The organism is Micromonospora reichwaldensis, assembly GCF_031845925.1.
Taxonomy (GTDB): Bacteria; Actinomycetota; Actinomycetes; order Mycobacteriales; family Micromonosporaceae; genus Micromonospora; species Micromonospora reichwaldensis.
The window spans coordinates 26,705-42,572 of sequence record NZ_JAVRFL010000027.1; the positions used below are offsets into that span (position 1 = coordinate 26,705).

12 protein-coding genes are annotated in these 15,868 nt (G+C 75.2%); 4 read left to right on the forward strand and 8 right to left on the reverse strand.

The window, feature by feature from the left end; genetic code table 11:
* Positions 1-204: 204 nt before the first annotated feature.
* Positions 205-765, forward strand: a complete 561-nt coding sequence (locus RM555_RS21495; protein ID WP_311413429.1) for a hypothetical protein — start codon at positions 205-207, stop codon at positions 763-765.
* 53 nt (positions 766-818) lie between these two features.
* Here RM555_RS21495 and RM555_RS21500 read toward each other — a convergent pair whose 3' ends face one another.
* The 4 genes from RM555_RS21500 to RM555_RS21515 form a co-directional block, all read right to left on the reverse strand.
* On the reverse strand, positions 819-1,205 hold the full coding sequence (locus tag RM555_RS21500; RefSeq protein ID WP_311413430.1) for a VOC family protein: 387 nt from the start codon (positions 1,203-1,205) through the stop codon (positions 819-821).
* Complete coding sequence (locus tag RM555_RS21505) at positions 1,202-1,516, reverse strand: VOC family protein (protein WP_311413431.1); 315 nt, start codon at positions 1,514-1,516, stop codon at positions 1,202-1,204. Before RM555_RS21505 ends, RM555_RS21500 begins: the two co-directional genes overlap by 4 nt.
* A 167-nt stretch (positions 1,517-1,683) precedes the next feature.
* Entirely contained in the window at positions 1,684-2,853 is a 1,170-nt protein-coding gene (locus RM555_RS21510; protein ID WP_311413476.1) for a sensor histidine kinase, read from the reverse strand.
* A 133-nt stretch (positions 2,854-2,986) separates the two neighbouring features.
* Complete coding sequence (locus tag RM555_RS21515; RefSeq protein ID WP_311413432.1) at positions 2,987-3,658, reverse strand: response regulator transcription factor; 672 nt, start codon at positions 3,656-3,658, stop codon at positions 2,987-2,989.
* A 149-nt stretch (positions 3,659-3,807) separates the two neighbouring features.
* Here RM555_RS21515 and RM555_RS21520 point away from each other — a divergent pair, with 149 nt between their 5' ends.
* Complete coding sequence (locus tag RM555_RS21520) at positions 3,808-5,103, forward strand: peptidase C39 family protein (protein WP_311413433.1); 1,296 nt, start codon at positions 3,808-3,810, stop codon at positions 5,101-5,103.
* Between the two features lie 36 nt (positions 5,104-5,139).
* On the opposite strand, the gene RM555_RS21525 is transcribed toward RM555_RS21520, so the two are convergent.
* On the reverse strand, positions 5,140-6,426 hold the full coding sequence (locus tag RM555_RS21525) for an outer membrane protein assembly factor BamB family protein (protein WP_311413434.1): 1,287 nt from the start codon (positions 6,424-6,426) through the stop codon (positions 5,140-5,142).
* 106 nt (positions 6,427-6,532) lie between these two features.
* On the opposite strand from RM555_RS21525, the gene RM555_RS21530 reads away from it, so the two are divergent.
* The gene (locus RM555_RS21530; RefSeq protein WP_311413435.1) at positions 6,533-8,404 is read left to right on the forward strand and encodes a hypothetical protein; all 1,872 of its coding nucleotides are present in this window, start codon (positions 6,533-6,535) and stop codon (positions 8,402-8,404) included.
* A gap of 124 nt (positions 8,405-8,528) precedes the next feature.
* Here the strand turns inward: RM555_RS21530 and RM555_RS21535 are convergent, their stop codons facing one another.
* Together RM555_RS21535 and RM555_RS21540 are read right to left on the reverse strand one after the other, a co-directional pair.
* A complete protein-coding gene (locus RM555_RS21535) occupies positions 8,529-10,361 on the reverse strand; it encodes a hypothetical protein (RefSeq protein WP_311413436.1) in 1,833 nt (610 codons plus the stop codon).
* Entirely contained in the window at positions 10,361-12,328 is a 1,968-nt protein-coding gene (locus tag RM555_RS21540; RefSeq protein WP_396888822.1) for a hypothetical protein, read from the reverse strand. The genes RM555_RS21535 and RM555_RS21540 overlap by 1 nt, the downstream gene beginning before the upstream one ends.
* 189 nt (positions 12,329-12,517) lie before the next feature.
* Here RM555_RS21540 and RM555_RS21545 point away from each other — a divergent pair, with 189 nt between their 5' ends.
* The gene (locus RM555_RS21545) at positions 12,518-13,711 is read left to right on the forward strand and encodes a hypothetical protein (protein ID WP_311413438.1); all 1,194 of its coding nucleotides are present in this window, start codon (positions 12,518-12,520) and stop codon (positions 13,709-13,711) included.
* Between the two features lie 88 nt (positions 13,712-13,799).
* Here the strand turns inward: RM555_RS21545 and dxs are convergent, their stop codons facing one another.
* On the reverse strand, positions 13,800-15,752 hold the full coding sequence (dxs, locus tag RM555_RS21550; RefSeq protein ID WP_311413439.1) for a 1-deoxy-D-xylulose-5-phosphate synthase: 1,953 nt from the start codon (positions 15,750-15,752) through the stop codon (positions 13,800-13,802).
* Positions 15,753-15,868 lie beyond the last annotated feature (116 nt).

Consider the following 15,868-nt stretch of genomic DNA (forward strand, 5'->3'; position numbering starts at 1 on the left):
GCACAGCCCGGCGGATACGGGCCACCGCCGGCACAGCCCGGCGGATACGGGCCGTCGCCCCACGCCGGCGGGTACGGGCCGCAGCCCGGCGGGTACGGGACGCCGCCCTCGCAGGCCGGCGGGTCCGGTCCGCCACCGTACGGGGGCGGGTCAGGGGCGTACGGCGGCCCGCCGGCGCCGCGGAAGTCGAACGCCGGCAAGGTCGTGCTGATCTCGCTCGCCGTGGTGCTGGTGCTCTGCCTGGGCGGCGCGGCGATCGTCGCCTTCGCCGTCAAGGACGACGTCACGGAGACCGTCGACGCCACCCGGACCCGGGTCGTCGCGCCGGCGACCCTCGCCGGGCGGCCCAGGGCGACGGACCCGACGCTCCAGGCCGGCGCCCGGGAGCTCGAGGCGGAACTCAACAAGACGATCCCCGGAGCCAGCAGCACCGTCGGCGAGTTCTACGGCACCCTCACCGGCAGGAACCTCGTGATGATCGCCGCCGCGTCCGGCCTGAACCCGGACCCGGCCAAGACGCTCGAGGACACCATCAGGGGCGCGCGCACCAGCGACGTACGGCTGGGCGAGATGAAGACCGTGGACCCGGGACCGCTCGGCGGCGAGGCCAAGTGCGGCGACGCCAAGGCGCAGGACGTGGCGCTCGGCGTCTGTGTGTGGAGCGACAAGGGCAGCGTCGGCATGGTCATCATCTACTTCAAGACGGGCCAGCAGGCCCACGCCGAGTTCGCCACCATCCGGGGACAGGTCGAGCAGAAGTCCTGATCCGTACGGCAGCGCGGGGGCCCGCCCACGACGGTGGACGGGCCCCTTTCGCGTCAGCCCGCCGTGGCGGCCCGCTCGGCGGCGCTGCGCAGCACGCAGAACTCGTTGCCCTCCGGGTCGGCGAGCACCACCCAGCCCGAACCGTCGGGGCGGCGCTGGTCGGCGACCTGGGTGGCACCGATGCCCACCAGGCGCGCGACCTCCTCGTCCCGGGTCCGGTCCGTGGGCTCCACGTCGAGGTGGAGGCGGTTCTTCACCTCCTTGCCGTCCGGCACCGCCACGAAGAGCACCTCCGGTCCTCCCGGGGGCAGCAGCATGGCCTCCGGGTCGCCGGGGAAGTCGTCCGGCTGGCGGGGGCAGTCGAAGACCTGCGCCCAGAAGCCGGACAGCGCGTACGTGTCGCGGCAGTCGATGCAGACGTTGTGGATCCGTGCGCTCACGGGTGTTCCTCCTCGATGGTCGTACCCGCCCGCTCCGTCGCGCCGGCGCCGGGCACCCGCTCGGCGTCCCGCGCCCGGGTCCGGCCGGCCGGTTCTAAACCGACGTGCGCCCGGTTCTGCACCGTCCCGGCCCCGGGGACCTGTGGGAAGAAGACGGCCAGGGTGGTGCCGTCCGGCGCCGGCAGCGCCACCTCCGGACCGCCGGGGCCGTCGTCGGCGCGCCGGGCGTACCCGGGCACCGCCGGCCAGGAGCCGGAGAGGGCGTAGGTGTCGTGACAGTCGAAACTGCTGTTGTGGATCCGTGGATACACGGAGTTCCTCCGCTGGGGATGAGGCGCCCCGCGTGCGTGAGGGTCAGCCGGCGAGACGGGGCGCGGAGATCATGACGGTGAACATCGACGCACCCCCCTCCGGTCCTCAAGCTGACGCCGTGATCCTTCCATCGGGCCCGTACTCCCCGCAACCCCGGGGTGGGCCGTCACCGCCGGGCGGCCGGCTCCTGGGTGGTGACCGCCGGGGCCGCCTCCGCCGCCGGCAGGGTCACCGTGACCTCCAGCCCGCCACCGGTCTGGGCGACCACCTTCACGGTGCCGCCGTGCGCGTCGCAGACCGCCCGCACGATCGAGAGCCCGAGGCCCGAGCCGCGCGCGCCGGTACGCTCCCGGCCGCCGCGCCGGAACGGCTCGAACAGGCCGGGGACGTCGGCCTGGTCCACCTCGAAACCGGTGTTGCCCACCACCAGCCACGACCGGCACCCGTCCGACCCGGTACGCACCCAGACCCGGCCGTGCAGGTGGTTGTAGCGGATCGCGTTCTCGATCAGGTTGCCGGCCAGCCGGTCCAGCAGCCCGGGATCGCCGACGACCGGCGCGGACTCCAGCGAGGTCTGCACCCGCAGCTTGATCCGCTCGACCTCCCGGCGTACCGCCGACAGGGCGTTGGCGGTGCCGGCGGCGAGGTCGCACTCGGTGCGGCGGCCCAGCCGGCGACCCGCCTGGGCCTCGCTGCGGGCGAGCACCAGCAGGGCCTCGACCAGCCCGTTGGCCCGCTCGGAGGCGTCCCGGACCACGGTGGCCATCCGGCGGTACTCGGCGGCGTCCGCCTCGTCGTCGCTGAGCGTCACGTCGATCTCGGTACGCATCACCGCGAGGGGGGTCCGCAGCTCGTGCGAGGCGTTGGCCACGAAACGCTTCTGCGCCTCGAAGGCGGCGGTGATGCGGTCCAGCATCTCGTCGAAGGTCTCCGCCAGCTCGGCCACCTCGTCGTCGGCGCCCGAATAGCCGATCCGCTGGTCCAGGGTGGTCTCGCCCAACCGGCGGGCGGTGGCGGTGACCTGGTGCAGCGGGCGCAGCGCCCGGCCCGCGACCGCGTACGCGCCGGCCACCCCGACGACGCTGATCGCCAGCAGCGCCACCAGGCCCTTGACCAGCAGCTCCGCGCTGGCGGCGTCGACGAGTTGGCGCTGCCACTGCGCGGCGTCCAGCGACCGGCCGTCCGCCAGCACCACCACGGTGCCGGGCAGCAGCTCGTCGGTCGGGCGCAGCGCGTCGCGGACCAGCAGCCAGGCCAGCAGCACCAGGATCGCGCCCGCGCCGACCAGCAGCACCCCGTTGAGCAGGGTCAGCCGCAGCCGCAGCGTGGGCCGCAGCCGGGCCCGCCGGGTCGCGGCACCGGCCTTCGTCCGCGCCTGCGGGGCCCGCAGGACCGGCTCACTCCTCGCGCTCACAGGGCCACCTTCGTTCGCGACTGCGGGGCTCGCAAACCCGGCTCACTCCTCGCGCTCACAGGGCCACCGCCTCCGCCGTGCGGTAGCCCGCACCGACCACCGTCTCGATCAGCGGCGGATCGCCGAGCTTTTTGCGCAGCGTCATCACGGTGACCCGGACGATCGTGGTGAACGGATCGGTGTTGGCGTCCCAGACCCGCTCCAGCAGTTCCTCGCTGGAAACCACCGCGCCGCGCGCCTTGAGCAGCTCGCAGAGCACGCCGAACTCCTTGTTGGTCAGGTCGACCGGCTGGCCGCTGCGGGTGGCCACCCGACGGGCCGGGTCGAGGACCAGGTCGGCGAGTTCGAGCACCGGCGGCGCGGCCGGGGTGGCCCGGCGGCCGAGCGCCTGCACCCGGGCGACCAGCTCGTCGAAGGCGAACGGCTTCGGCAGGTAGTCGTCCGCGCCGAGCTGGAGCCCCTCCACCCGGTCGGCGACGGTGCCGCTGGCGGTCAGCATCAGCACCCGGGTGAGCGTGCCGGAGGCGGCCAGCTCGGCGCAGATCTGGTCACCGTGCACGCCGGGCAGGTCCCGGTCGAGCACCACCACGTCGTACCGCGTGACGAACGCCATCTCGTGGCCGCTGTCGCCGTCGTAGGCGACGTCCACCGCCATCCCCCGCTTGCGCAGCCCCCGCGCGATCGCGTCGGCGAGGTTGCGCTCGTCCTCGACCACCAGTACCCGCATCCCGGCCTCCTCGCGCCCCTGACCACCCACAACCTAGTGCCGGCAGCCAAACGGGGCCGCACCCGCCGTCCCGGCCCGGCCCCGTTGCAGAAAACCTTCGTCGTACGCGATGCTCTTGGCGGCAATCTTCACGACGGACGGGAAGACGCATGACCGACGCGGCGCCGACGATCCGACGGGACGTCACCTACCGGGGCTTCCGCCTTCCCGGCGACGCCGGCCTGGGCAGCCTGTCCGGGCTGCGCGCGGGCGGACGGGGCCTCGAACTGGCCGACCCGGCCGACCGGCTCGACCACACCGACGCCGACGGCCGCACCCGCCGGTACGCGGCCGGCAGCTGGACGTCCCCGCCCGTGCCGGTCGGCTTCGCCGTGCGCGACGTGGTGCCCTCGTGGACCGGGGACACCCCCGGCGACTGCTGGCTGCGGGTGGAGCTGCGGGGCTGGCACGACGACGCGCCGGCCACCGGGTGGTACGTCCTCGCCGACTGGGCGGCCGACGACCACGCGATCCGCCGGACGTCCGTGCCCGGGCAGCGCGACGACGACGCCCGGGTGGACACGGACACGCTGGTGGTGACGGGCGCGACCGTCACCGGCTGGCAGGTCCGGGTGACCCTGCTCCGGCCCGAGGACGCCGACGCGACCCCGGTGCTGCGCGCGGTCGGGGCGGTCGCCGCGGGCCCGCGCCCGACGGCTGCGGCCGGGCCGTCCCGGCCCACCGCAGCGGGCTCCCCGCCGGTGGCGGCCGGGCCCGCCCCGGTCGCCGGGCCCGAGTGCCGCGCCCCGGGTCCGGCTCCTGCCGGTGGGTCCGCCGCGACGGCCCCGGCCGCCTGGGGCACGGTGCTGGACGTGCCGCGCTACTCGCAGCGGCTGCACGCCGGCGCCCACCCGCAGTGGGGTGGCGGCGGGGACGCCTGGTGCAGCCCCACCTGCACCTCGATGGTGCTGGCCTTCTGGGGCGCCGCCCCGGCCCCGGCCCGGTACGCCTGGGTGGCTCCCGCCGGCCCTCGCCCGGTGGTGGTGCACGCCGCGCGACACTGCTACGACCACGCCTTCGCCGGGGCCGGGAACTGGCCGTTCAACACCGCGTACGCGGGCCTGCACGGGGTGGACGCCTTCGTCACCCGGCTGCGGTCGCTCGCCGAGGCGGAGGCGTTCGTGGCCACCGGCATCCCGCTGATCGTCTCCGCCGCGTTCAAGTCGGGCGAGGTGCCCGGGTTGGACTACGACACCGCCGGGCACCTGATGGTGCTGGTGGGCTTCACCGCCACGGGCGCGCCGGTGCTCAACGACCCGTACGCCCCGGACGACGACGCGGTGCGCCGGACCGTCGACCGGGACCGGTTCGAGGCCGCCTGGCAGGGTGGCAGCGGCGGGGTGGCGTACGTGCTCCGGCCGCCCGGCGTGCCGCTCCCCCCGGCGCCGGAGCAGCCCAACTGGTGACCCCGGCGGCGTCCACGGCACCGGACGCGCGGCGGCTCAACCGGGATAGCGCCAGACGCCGAGCTCGCCGGTCTGCAGCCGGCACACCAGCGTGTCGGCCCGGCTGCGGCAGTCCCCGCTCGCGCCGCGGAGCACGTCCAGCACCCGGGCCCGGCCCGCGGCGACGTCCAGCTCGGCGACCACCACCCCGCCACCGGCGGCGGCCGGCCGCACGGCGAGGAGCCGTTCGTCGGCGTGCCAGGTCATCAGCTGCCAGGTGCCCAGGTCGGCCACTTCCCGACCGGTGGCCGCGTCGAGCACGCCCAGCCGGTCACCGAGGGGCCCGGGCGCGACCGCCAGGAGCCGGCCGTCCTGTGCCGACAGCACCCCGAACCACCGGTCGCCGACCCACCGGAGCGCGCCCGTCGCCGGGTCGAGCGCGACGAACCTGTTCCCCCCGGGCACGCACAACAGCTCGCCGCACTCGGTGACGTGCTCCACCATCGGGACGCGCGCCTCCCAGCGCCGCCGCAGCCCGTCCAGCCCGTAGGCGGTCACCATGCCCGCACTCGGCCGAACGACCAGCAGCAGGTCGTACGCCACCACCACGTGCCCGGACGCCTCGTCGAGGCCCAGGTCCGCCGCGTGCGTCAAGGCGCCGGAGCGGGGGTCGCGCACCTCGACCCGCCCCTCGGCGGGGACCAGGACGATCCGCTCGACCCGCCCGTGGCGGAGACTGTACGTCGCGCCCCCGCGCGTCGTCGGCACCGACCAGAGGGCCCGCCCGGAGGCCGGATCCACCGACCGCACGGCGCCGCCCTCCTCCCCGCCGGTCTGCATCAGCAGGATCCCGGCCGGGTCCCACCAGGGATAGCCGGGCTGCCGCCAGAGCCCGCGGCCGGTCGCGGCGTCCAGGGCGATCGTCTGCCCGTCGTCCTGGTCCCCGGTGACCGAGAAGAGCACCGCCCCCGGCCCGGTCTGGACCTGCCAGAACCGGCCCGCCCCCGCGACCCGGGAGCGCCACACCGGGCTGGGCGGGGCGGCGTCGGCCGGCGCCCGCGCGGGCAGGGCGTACGCCCGCACCTCGACGGTCCCCTCGGTCTCCCCCTCGGCCGGCTCGACGACGTAGAGCCGGTCACCGTGCACGAACGCCTCCGACCCGAGCCGGGCCGGCACGACGAGCCCGACCCGGGCCGGCACCGGCACGGCCGCCGCCACGGTGGCCACGAGGAACGCGAGCACCAGCGCGACCCGCAACGGGCGACCGACGGCGCGCGGCGGGCGGGGCGGCGGCGCCTCGCGGTCCGGCTCGTCGCGCACCTCGCCGAGGTCGATGACCGTCACGTGGCGTCCTCCCCGTCACACCGTGGCCTCCGGCGGACCGGCAAATCGGCCGTGGGGACACCGGCCCGGCAAAAGCGACGCCGGAGCGCCTGTACGATGGCGCGTCGTGGCTGTGCCGGTGGTAGACCCCTCGCTGAACCCCGTCTCCGAGCCCGTCGCGGCCGAGCCGACGCGCCGGCCCCGGCGCAGGCCCTCCCGCGCCGACGTACTGGCCATCGGAGCCTATGTGCTGCTCGGCGTTTTCGTGTGCCTGAACTACTGGGTGGACGTGCAGAACCGGGTGTCGTCGCACCTGCCCACCGACCACAGCTGGTTCGAGTGGCTCTTCTCGCACGGCGCGTACTCGGTGCGGCACCTGGAGAACCCGCTGTTCACCGAGCGGCAGAACGCCCCGGACGGGGTGAACATGATGGCGAACACCTCGCTGCTCGGGGTGACGCTGCCGCTGGCGCCGCTGACCATGCTCCTCGGCCCGCAGGTCATGTACGCCCTCTACCTGGGCGGCGCGCTGGCCGCGACCGCCGGCACGTCGTACTGGATGCTGTCGCGGCACCTGGTGCGCTCCCGCGCGGCGGCCTTCGTCGGCGGCGCGTTCCTCGGCTTCGCGCCGGGCATCGTGCACCACGCCAACGGCCAGCCCAACTTCGTCTCGAACTTCCTGCTGCCGTTGATCGTGGTGCGGGTGCTCCGGCTCGGCGAGCCCGGCCGGTGGCGACGCAACGGGATCGTGCTCGGCCTGCTGGTGGCGTACCAGATCTTCATCAACGAGGAGATGCTGCTGCTCACCGCGCTGGCCTGCCTGGTCGTCGTGGTCGCGTACGCGATCATGCGGCCGGCGCGGACGCGGGCGGTGGCCGGCACCTTCGCCGCCGCGCTCGGCGTGGGTGGCGCTCTGGCGCTGTTGGTGACGGCCTACCCGATCTGGTTCCAGTTCAACGGCCCGCAGTCCTACCGGGGGTTGCAGGGCGGGGTGTTCCACAGCTGGGGCGAGGACCTGGCCGCCTTCGTCACCTTCGCCCGCGACACCGTGGCCGGCGACGAGGCGGTGGAGAAGACCATCGGCCTGACCGAGCAGAACACCTGGTTCGGCTGGCCGCTGGTGCTGCTGTCGCTGGTGGCGCTGGTGCTGCTGGTCCGCCGCTCGCTCGCCGCCCGCATCCTCGCGGTGCTGGTGGTGGTCTTCACGGTGGCCTCGATCGGCCCGAAGGTGCGGCTCAACGGGGTGGAGACGGAGACCGACGGCCCGTGGGCCTACATCTCCGACGACCTGCCGCTGGTCGAGATGATGATGCCGACCCGGCTGGCCCTGGTGGTGGCGGCGGCGCTCGGCGTGCTGCTCGCCCTGGCCTGGGACACCGTCGCCGGCAGCGGCCGCCCGCCGGTGCCGGCCCCCCGCGCCGGCTCCGACGACGACGACCGCGCGGCCGGCGCCGACGCCGCCGGGTCGCGCCGCCGCTGGCTCCGGCCGGTCGGGTACGCGGCCGTCGCGCTCGCCGTGCTGCCGCTGTTCCCGCGTCCGCTGCCCGCGGAGCCCGTCGACCCGCCGCCGCGCTTCATCACCGCCGGCGGCTGGCGCCCGTACGTGCCGGAGGGCCGGACCCTGGTGCCGGTGCCGATCCCGAGCAACGTGCACGGCCTGCCCACGCTGCGCTGGAGCGCGCTGACGCAGCACGCGTTCCCGATCCCGGGCGGCTACTTCATCGGGCCGAACGAGCTTGGTGAGGGCGTCTTCGGCGCGCCCAACCGTCCGACGAGCACCCTGGTCTACTCCACGATGGACAAGAACGCCGTCCCCGCGCTGACGGAGGAGAACCGCCGACAGGCCGTCGAGGACCTGCGCTTCTGGCGGGCGTCCGTGGTCGTCCTCGGCGCGCATCCCCGCGAGGCGGTCCTGCGCGAGCTGATGACCGCGCTGATCGGCCCGCCCCAGCGCGTCGACGACGTGTGGCTCTGGGACGTCCGGCCGCTCGTCGACTGAGCCGTCGCCGGCTGGTCCCACAGCCGGGGCAGCTCGACAGCGCGGGTGGAGAAGGCTCGCCGTCCGCCGCCGGACGGGCCGCCGCCCCACGTGAGGGCCGGGCCGGTCCGCGCCGTCAGCCCAGTCAGCCCACCAGCGGGCGGACGTCCCAGACGTGGGCGCCGGCCACCTCCCGGCCGGGCCCGAGCAGCGCGTCGAGCGTACGGCGCACCGGGTCGCCGTGGTGCAGTCCGCCCTGCACCACCAGGGCGGCGCGCCAGTGCCGCAGGTCCTCGACCGCCTGCCGCCGGTGCTCGTCGGTGACCACCGGCACCTCGCCGGTCTCGGCCACCCGGCGCAGCAGCTCGGCGGTGGGGCGGTCCGGGGCACCCCACCGGGCGGCCGGGTCGTCGGCGCCCCGGGGGCCGATGAAGTAGCCACCCGGGGCCGGGAAGGCCAGCCCGGTGCGGGCCGACCAGAGCATCGCCGGGCTGAGCCCCGCACCGGTCACCGGCGGCACCGGGACCAGGGTCCGGCCCGGCGGGACGTGGGCCCGCCAGCCGCCCTCGGCCACGAACGCCGGCACGGGCCAGGCCGGCACGGTCCGGATCGGGGTAGGGATCAGCGGCAGCAGCGCGGCGGCCACCGCCCCGCCCCAGAGCAGCCGCACCGGCACGGCACCCACCCGGGCCCCGGCCCCCAGCCGGTCGGCCCCGGTCTCGGGGCGCAGCCGGTCCGCCCCGGCGGCGGGGCGCAGCCGGTCCAGGGAGAGGGCGAGCAGGATGCCCAGCACCGGGACGCAGACCAGCGGGAAGCGCGCCGGCACCGCGTGGTCGAGCAGCGGCAGCTCGGCCACCAGCCGGTACGGCCCGGGGATGCCGGTGGACGTGCCGTCCAGGCGGACCTGCTCGCCCAGCGAGAGCAGCGCGAAGAGCAGCCCGCAGGCGGCCAGCGCGCGGACCAGCGGCCGGCGCCACAGCCAGATCACGATCACCACGGCGAGCACCAGCAGCCCCGGGCCGAAGAAGGAGTTCTCCTCGGTGGGGTTCGGCGCGAGCAGGCCGGGCAGGTGGTCGTCGCCGAGCACCGTCTGCCGCGCCGAGGCGGTGAAGGACGCGGCGTCGAGCTGGTAGCCGTACGCGTGGAAGGGCATCCCCCGGTAGTGGCCCGGGCCGAAGAACTGGAACCACAGCGGGTACGCCAGCAGCGGCAGCGCCACCACCACCCCGACCGCGAGGCGGCCGAGCAGCGCGGGTGCCCGTCGACGCGCGCTCTCCCGGTCTGCCACCGCGTACGCGAGCGCGAACGTCCCGGCGGCGAGGACCAGGAAGGCCAGCACCTCCTCGCCGAGGAAGAGCTGGTACGCCACCACCAGCCCGAGCAGCGTCCCGTGCCGCCACACCCGGCGCGGGTCCGGGTGGAACACGAGCGCCAGGATCACCGGCACCAGGAACTGCGCCGCCATGTGCAGGTGCGCCCCGGCCTGCGCGACCATGCCGGGGGCGAAGCCGCAGAAGAGCCCACCGACGGCCGCCGCCGCCCGGGAGTCGACGAGCCGGCGGCGCAGCAGCGCGTACCAGGCGGTCGCGGTGCCGGCGAGGCAGCAGACCACGGCCACCAGGAACGCGACCTGCGAGCCGAAGAGCAGGGTGACCGGTGTCAGCGGCACGCCCAGGCCCAGCACCGAGGTGTTGGCCATCAGGTTCACCCCGTCCGGGGCGTTCAGCTCCCCGCTGTACAGCGGGTTCTCCAGGCCCGTCACCGCCCGGGCCGCGCGGGCCAGCATCCACTCGAAGAGGACCTGGTCCCCCGCCTGGTGGAACAGTCGCCCCGGGCGACCCCACTGACCGAGGGTCAGCAGCACCGCCAGGGCGAGGTAGCCGGCGACGACCAGCGCGTCCAGCGCGCGCACCGGCAGCCGACGGGACCGCCGGGCGGGTGCCGCCCCGGCGGTGCCGGTCACCGCCGGGGCGGTCATCAGGTCGGCTGGTCGGTCAGCGCCCGGACGTCCCAGACCCAGACGTCCAGCTCCCGGCGGCCGGGACCGACCAACTGCTCGACGGTGCGCCGCAGCGGCTCGGAGTGGTGCTGGCCGACCGGGAGCACCAGGATGGCCGCCCGCCAGTGCCGCAGCTCGTCGAGCGAGCGGCGGCGCTGCCGGTCGTCCAGCTTCGGGATGCGGCCGGTCGAGGCGACCTCCTCCAGCAGCCGCCCGACGCCGCTGGGCCGGCCGCCGAAGCGACCGGGATCGCCGGTGTTGCCGTTGCGCGGCGCCAGGAAGTAGCCGCCGGGGATCTTGAAGTCGAGGTTGGTGGAGGCGGCCCAGCGCATCCCGTGGGTGTGCCCCATGTTCGGCACCGGGATCGGCACCAGCGTCTGGTCCTCACCGACGTAGCCGCGCCACCGGTCGGCGGTGATGAAGTCCGGTACCGGCGGGCGGGAGGTCACCTTCAGCGGCATCGGCGCGATCGGCAGCAGCGCGAGGACGAGCCCGGCCACGGTGAGCGTACGCAGCGTCCGCCGCTCGACCGGCAGCGTCCGGGAGCGCTCGACGGCGAGCGCCAGCAGGATGCCCACCACCACGCTGGTGATCAGGCCGAAGCGGGTGGGCACCACCGCGTCGAGCAGCGGCAGCCGGACCAGCCACTCCCAGGGCCCGGTGAACAGCTCCCGGTGCCACCAGGACACCCGCTCACCGAGGGAGAGCACCGCGAAGAACGCCCCGGTCGCGGCGAGCGCCCGGACCAGCATCTCCCGGCGCAGCCAGGCCACGATGCCGACGGCCATCAGGGCGAGGCTCCAACCGAAGAAGGCGTTCTCCTCCGAGTAGTTCGGCGCGAGGTTGACGTTGGCGCGCTCGTCGCCGCCGATCGTCGGCGAGCCGGGCGCGAAGAAGGCCGCGATGTCGTTGCCGTAGTCGCGGACCGCGTCGCTCAGGCCGTGGTACGCCATCGGCCCGGCGAACTGGACGTAGAGCGGGTACGCCAGCAGCGACCCGGCGAGCACGGTGCAGATCGCGAGGGCCTTGGCCAGCGGTCGCCACGCCGCCGACCAGAGCGCGGGCCGCTGGGCGAGCACGGCGAGCAGGAACACCCCGCAGGCGAGCGCCGTGAAGAGCAGGATCTCCTCGTTGATGAACGCCTGGGCGGTGACCATCAGGGCGAGCAGCACGCCGTCGCGCCACGGCCGTCGGGACCGGGTGATGACCAGCACCCGCCAGACGATGAACGGCAGCAGGAACTGCGAGATGATGTTGGGGTGCCAGTTGGCGTGCGACAGCATCGCCGGCGAGAACCCGCAGAACCAGGCGCCGACGGCCGCCGCCAGCGGGCTGCGCACGACGTGCCGGGAGAGCACGAAGTACCAGGCCGAGGCGGTGCCGGCGAGCGCGAGCGTGACCAGCACCACGAAGGTCACGGCCGGCCCGAAGAGCAGCGTCACCGGCACCATCGGGATGCCCAGCGCGAGGATGGCCGTGTTGGCCATCAAATTGACCCCGTCGGGGTAGTTGAACTGCTCGGTGAAGAACGGGAACTCGCCGTGCAGCACCACGCGTACCGAGTGGGCGAGGAAGAACTGCACCTGGGCCGGGTCGCTGCTGTAGAGCGAGGCCACCCGGCCGGCCGGGTCCACCCAGATCTGGCTGGTGACCCACACTGCGGCGAGCAGGAACAGGCCGAAGACCGTGAGGTCCTGCCGTCGCCGGGTCCACCGCCGGGGCCGGGCCGCGCCGTCCGCCCCGCCGGGCTCGCCGGAGGGGGCGGCCTCGGTCGCCGCGGTGGCCACGGCCGCGCCGGGGGCGTCGGCCTCGTCGGCGCGGGCGGCCCCGCCCGGCGTACGGTCACCGGCGCCGCCGCCCACGGGCGGCGCCACGGGTTCGGACGCGGGGGCCGCGGCGGCCTCGGATTCCGACCAGGATTCGGCGCGGGTCTCGGCAGGCGTCACAGTCGGCGGAGTCTACCCGAGCGGGACATTCACCCTGAAACCACGGCAGTGTCCTCTGTGGTCGGCGTCGGCCACCACCCGCCACCTGGGCACGGACGGCGGGCGAGGTGGCGCGTCCCGGTGATCCGACATCTCGTACTATGGCGCTTTCCGTTGAACGACGGCTGAGGCGATCGAGGGGGCGTACAGGTGGCTCCAGTCCGCCGGCGCGGCATCACGGCCACCGCACTGCTGACCCTGCTGCTCACCGCGACCGCCTGCGGGCCGGTGGCCGACCGGCAGCCGGGCGACCTGCGGGTCGGCTACGACAGCCTGGACGGCGACCTGACGGTCTGGCCGCCACGCGGCACCCTGGCGGGCGACGCCGCCGTCAGGTCGGCGGTGACGGAGGCGGTACGCGACTGGCGGTCACCGGCCGACGACCGGGTGCACCTGCCCACGTCCGGGATCCTCTGGTCCGGCGAGGTCGGCGGCGCGCCGCTGGCCCTGGTCGCCGCGGACGTGCCCGGCGAGAGCGCCTCCTGGCTGCTCCAGGTCACCACCGAGGACGGCCGGTACGCGGTCACCCGCGCCGCCGAGTACACCGACCCCGGCTACCTCGTCTACTCCGACGTGCTCCCCGTGCACACCTCCGACGGGCGGCGCTACCTCACGTCGGGCCGGGTGCAGCGGCTGCTCGGGCCGGACGGCCGCGCCCTGCGGCACACCGACGGCCTCACCGAGCCGGTGACCGTGCCGGCCTGCCGGGCGGTGCCGGTGACCGCCACGCTCAGGGCCACCGAGGCGCTGCCCCGGGGTCGGGCCGCCGACCGGCTGCTGGACCTCGGCACCGGCACCACCGACCCGCGCTACCCCCTCGTACGCGACGAGAGCGGCTCCGGCAAGCGGGCCCTCACGGGCCTGGACACCTGCGCGCTCGCCGGCGAGGAGGGCCCGTTCGGCAGCGTCCCCCGGCGCATCGGCGACCGGGACGCGCCGCGCTCGGTGCCGTCGTCCTGGCCGATGACCAAGCTGACCGTACGCACCCTCGGCGAGGTGGCCCTCGGCGGCGGCGAGCCGGCGGAGCTGGAGCAGCTGAGCTGGGAGACGGCCGACGGCACGATGACCGCCGTGGTCTACCGCCCCGCCGACGGGGGCACCCCGGTGGTCTCCCCCGCCGACCGCGCCAACCCGTTGCAGACGTACACGCTGCCGGTGCCGGGGCAGCCGCTGGCCGTGCTGAGCTGGCGGCCGACCGCCGACAGTTCGCTGTCGACGCCGCCGGACACGCCCCGGCTGGTGGACCGGCCGGGGCTGGTCGTGGTGCCGGCGCCGACCCGGTCGGAGACGTTCAGCCTCGCCGAGGCGGAGAAGACGCACTACCGCTCCCTCGGCGGTCGCTGACCCGGCGTCGGCGCCGCTGACCGGCACGCGAGACGCCGACGGCGGGTGGCCCGGTCTCCCGGGGCACCCGCCGTCGGCGGTCGGGAACTCAGCTCTGCGCGGTCGCGTCGTCGGCGGTGATCACCGGCTCGACCGGCTCGACGTCCAGCCGGGAGATCCAGCCGGTGACGTCGCGGGCCACGTCCTGCGCGGTCAGGCCGAGGTCGGCGAGGATCTGCGCGCGGGTGCCGTGCGGGTGCCAGTCGGCCGGCACGCCCAGGTCCTTCAGCGGCACCCGGACGTCGGCGTCCCGCATCGCCTGGGCGAGGGCGTCACCGACGCCACCGACCCGGACGCCGTCCTCGACGGTGACCACGAGCCGGTGCCCGGCGGCCAGTTCGACCAGCTCGGCCGGGACCGGGCGGACCCAGCGCGGGTCGACCACGGTCACCCCGAAGCCCTGCCCGGCGACCCGGGTGGCCACCTCCATGCCCAGGTGGCCGAAGGAGCCGACCGCCACCAGCAGCACGTCCTTGCGCGCCGCCTCGGCCAGCACGTCGACGGTGCCGACCCGGCGCACGGCCGGCAGGTCGGCGGCGACGGTGCCGGTCGGGAAGCGGACGATGGTGGGGCCGTCGTCGACGGCAACCGCCTCGCGCAGCTCCTCGCGCAGGGTGGCGGCGTCGCGGGGCGCGGCGATCCGCAGGCCCGGCACGACCCCGAAGACGGACATGTCCCACATGCCGTAGTGGCTGGGCCCGTCGGGGCCGGTGATGCCGGCCCGGTCCAGCACGAAGGTCACCGGCAGCCGGTGCATCGCCACGTCCAGCAGGACCTGGTCGAAGGCGCGGTTGAGGAAGGTCGCGTAGACCGCCACCACGGGGTGCAGCCCGCCGAGGGCCAGGCCGGCGGCGGAGGTGGCCGCGTGCTGCTCGGCGATGCCCACGTCGTAGACCCGCTCGGGGTGCTTGCGGGCCAGCTTGGCGATGCCGGTGGGCTCGGCCATCGCGGCGGTGATGCCCACCACGTCGGGCCGCTCGTCGGCGATCGCGACCAGCTCGTCGGCGAAGACGTGCGTCCACTTCACCGACGGGGCGGCGACCAGCTTGCCGGTCTCGATGTCGAAGGCGCTGCCGGGGCCGTGCAGGCAGTCGGCCTCGTCCTCCTCGGCCGGGCGGTAGCCGTAGCCCTTGCGGGTGACGGCGTGCACGATCACCGGGCCGCCGAAGTTCTTCGCCGCGCGCAGCGCCGACTCGACCGCGGCCACGTCGTGCCCGTCGACCGGGCCGACGTACTTGATGCCGAGGTCCTCGAACATCGCCTGCGGGGCGACGGCGTCCTTGATGCCCCGCTTGACCGCGTGCAGCACCTCGTACATCGGCCGGCCGACCAGCGGCGTCGAGCCGAGCGCCTCCTTGACGGTGTCGAGCACCTTCTCGTAGCCGGGGTTGAGCCGCAGCGAGGAGAGGTGGTCGGCGAGGCCGCCGATGGTCGGCGCGTAGGACCGGCCGTTGTCGTTGACCACGATCACCAGCGGGTTGCGGGCGGTGGCGATGTTGTTCAACGCCTCCCAGCACATGCCGCCGGTGAGCGCGCCGTCGCCGACCACGGCGACCACGCTGCGCTGCTCGCCCCGCAGCGCGTACGCCTTGGCCAGGCCGTCGGCGTAGGACAGGGCGGTGGAGGCGTGCGAGTTCTCGATCAGGTCGTGCTCGCTCTCGGCCTGGCTCGGGTAGCCGGAGAGGCCGCCGCGCTGGCGCAGCTTGTCGAAGCCGGCCTGCCGCCCGGTCACGATCTTGTGCACGTACGCCTGGTGGCCGGTGTCGAACAGGAACCGGTCGCGGGGCGAGTCGAAGACCCGGTGCATGGCCAGGGTCAGCTCGACCACACCCAGGTTGGGGCCGACGTGCCCGCCGGTGCGCGAGACCTTGGCGATCAGGAAGTCACGGATCTCGGCGGCGAGGACGTCCAACTCCTCGGCGGACATCCGCTTGACGTCCTGCGGACCCCGGACGGTGGCCAGCAGCCCGGTGTGGTGGACCGTGCCCTCTTCAACGCTCATGACGCAAGAGTCTATCGGCCGTCCGACACTCCGCAGGCCGGCCCGGACGCCCGCCCACCGACCGGGGGCGCTGAGCGCCTGGTCAGCCCCCGGATGGATCGCGCACGCCCGGGTCC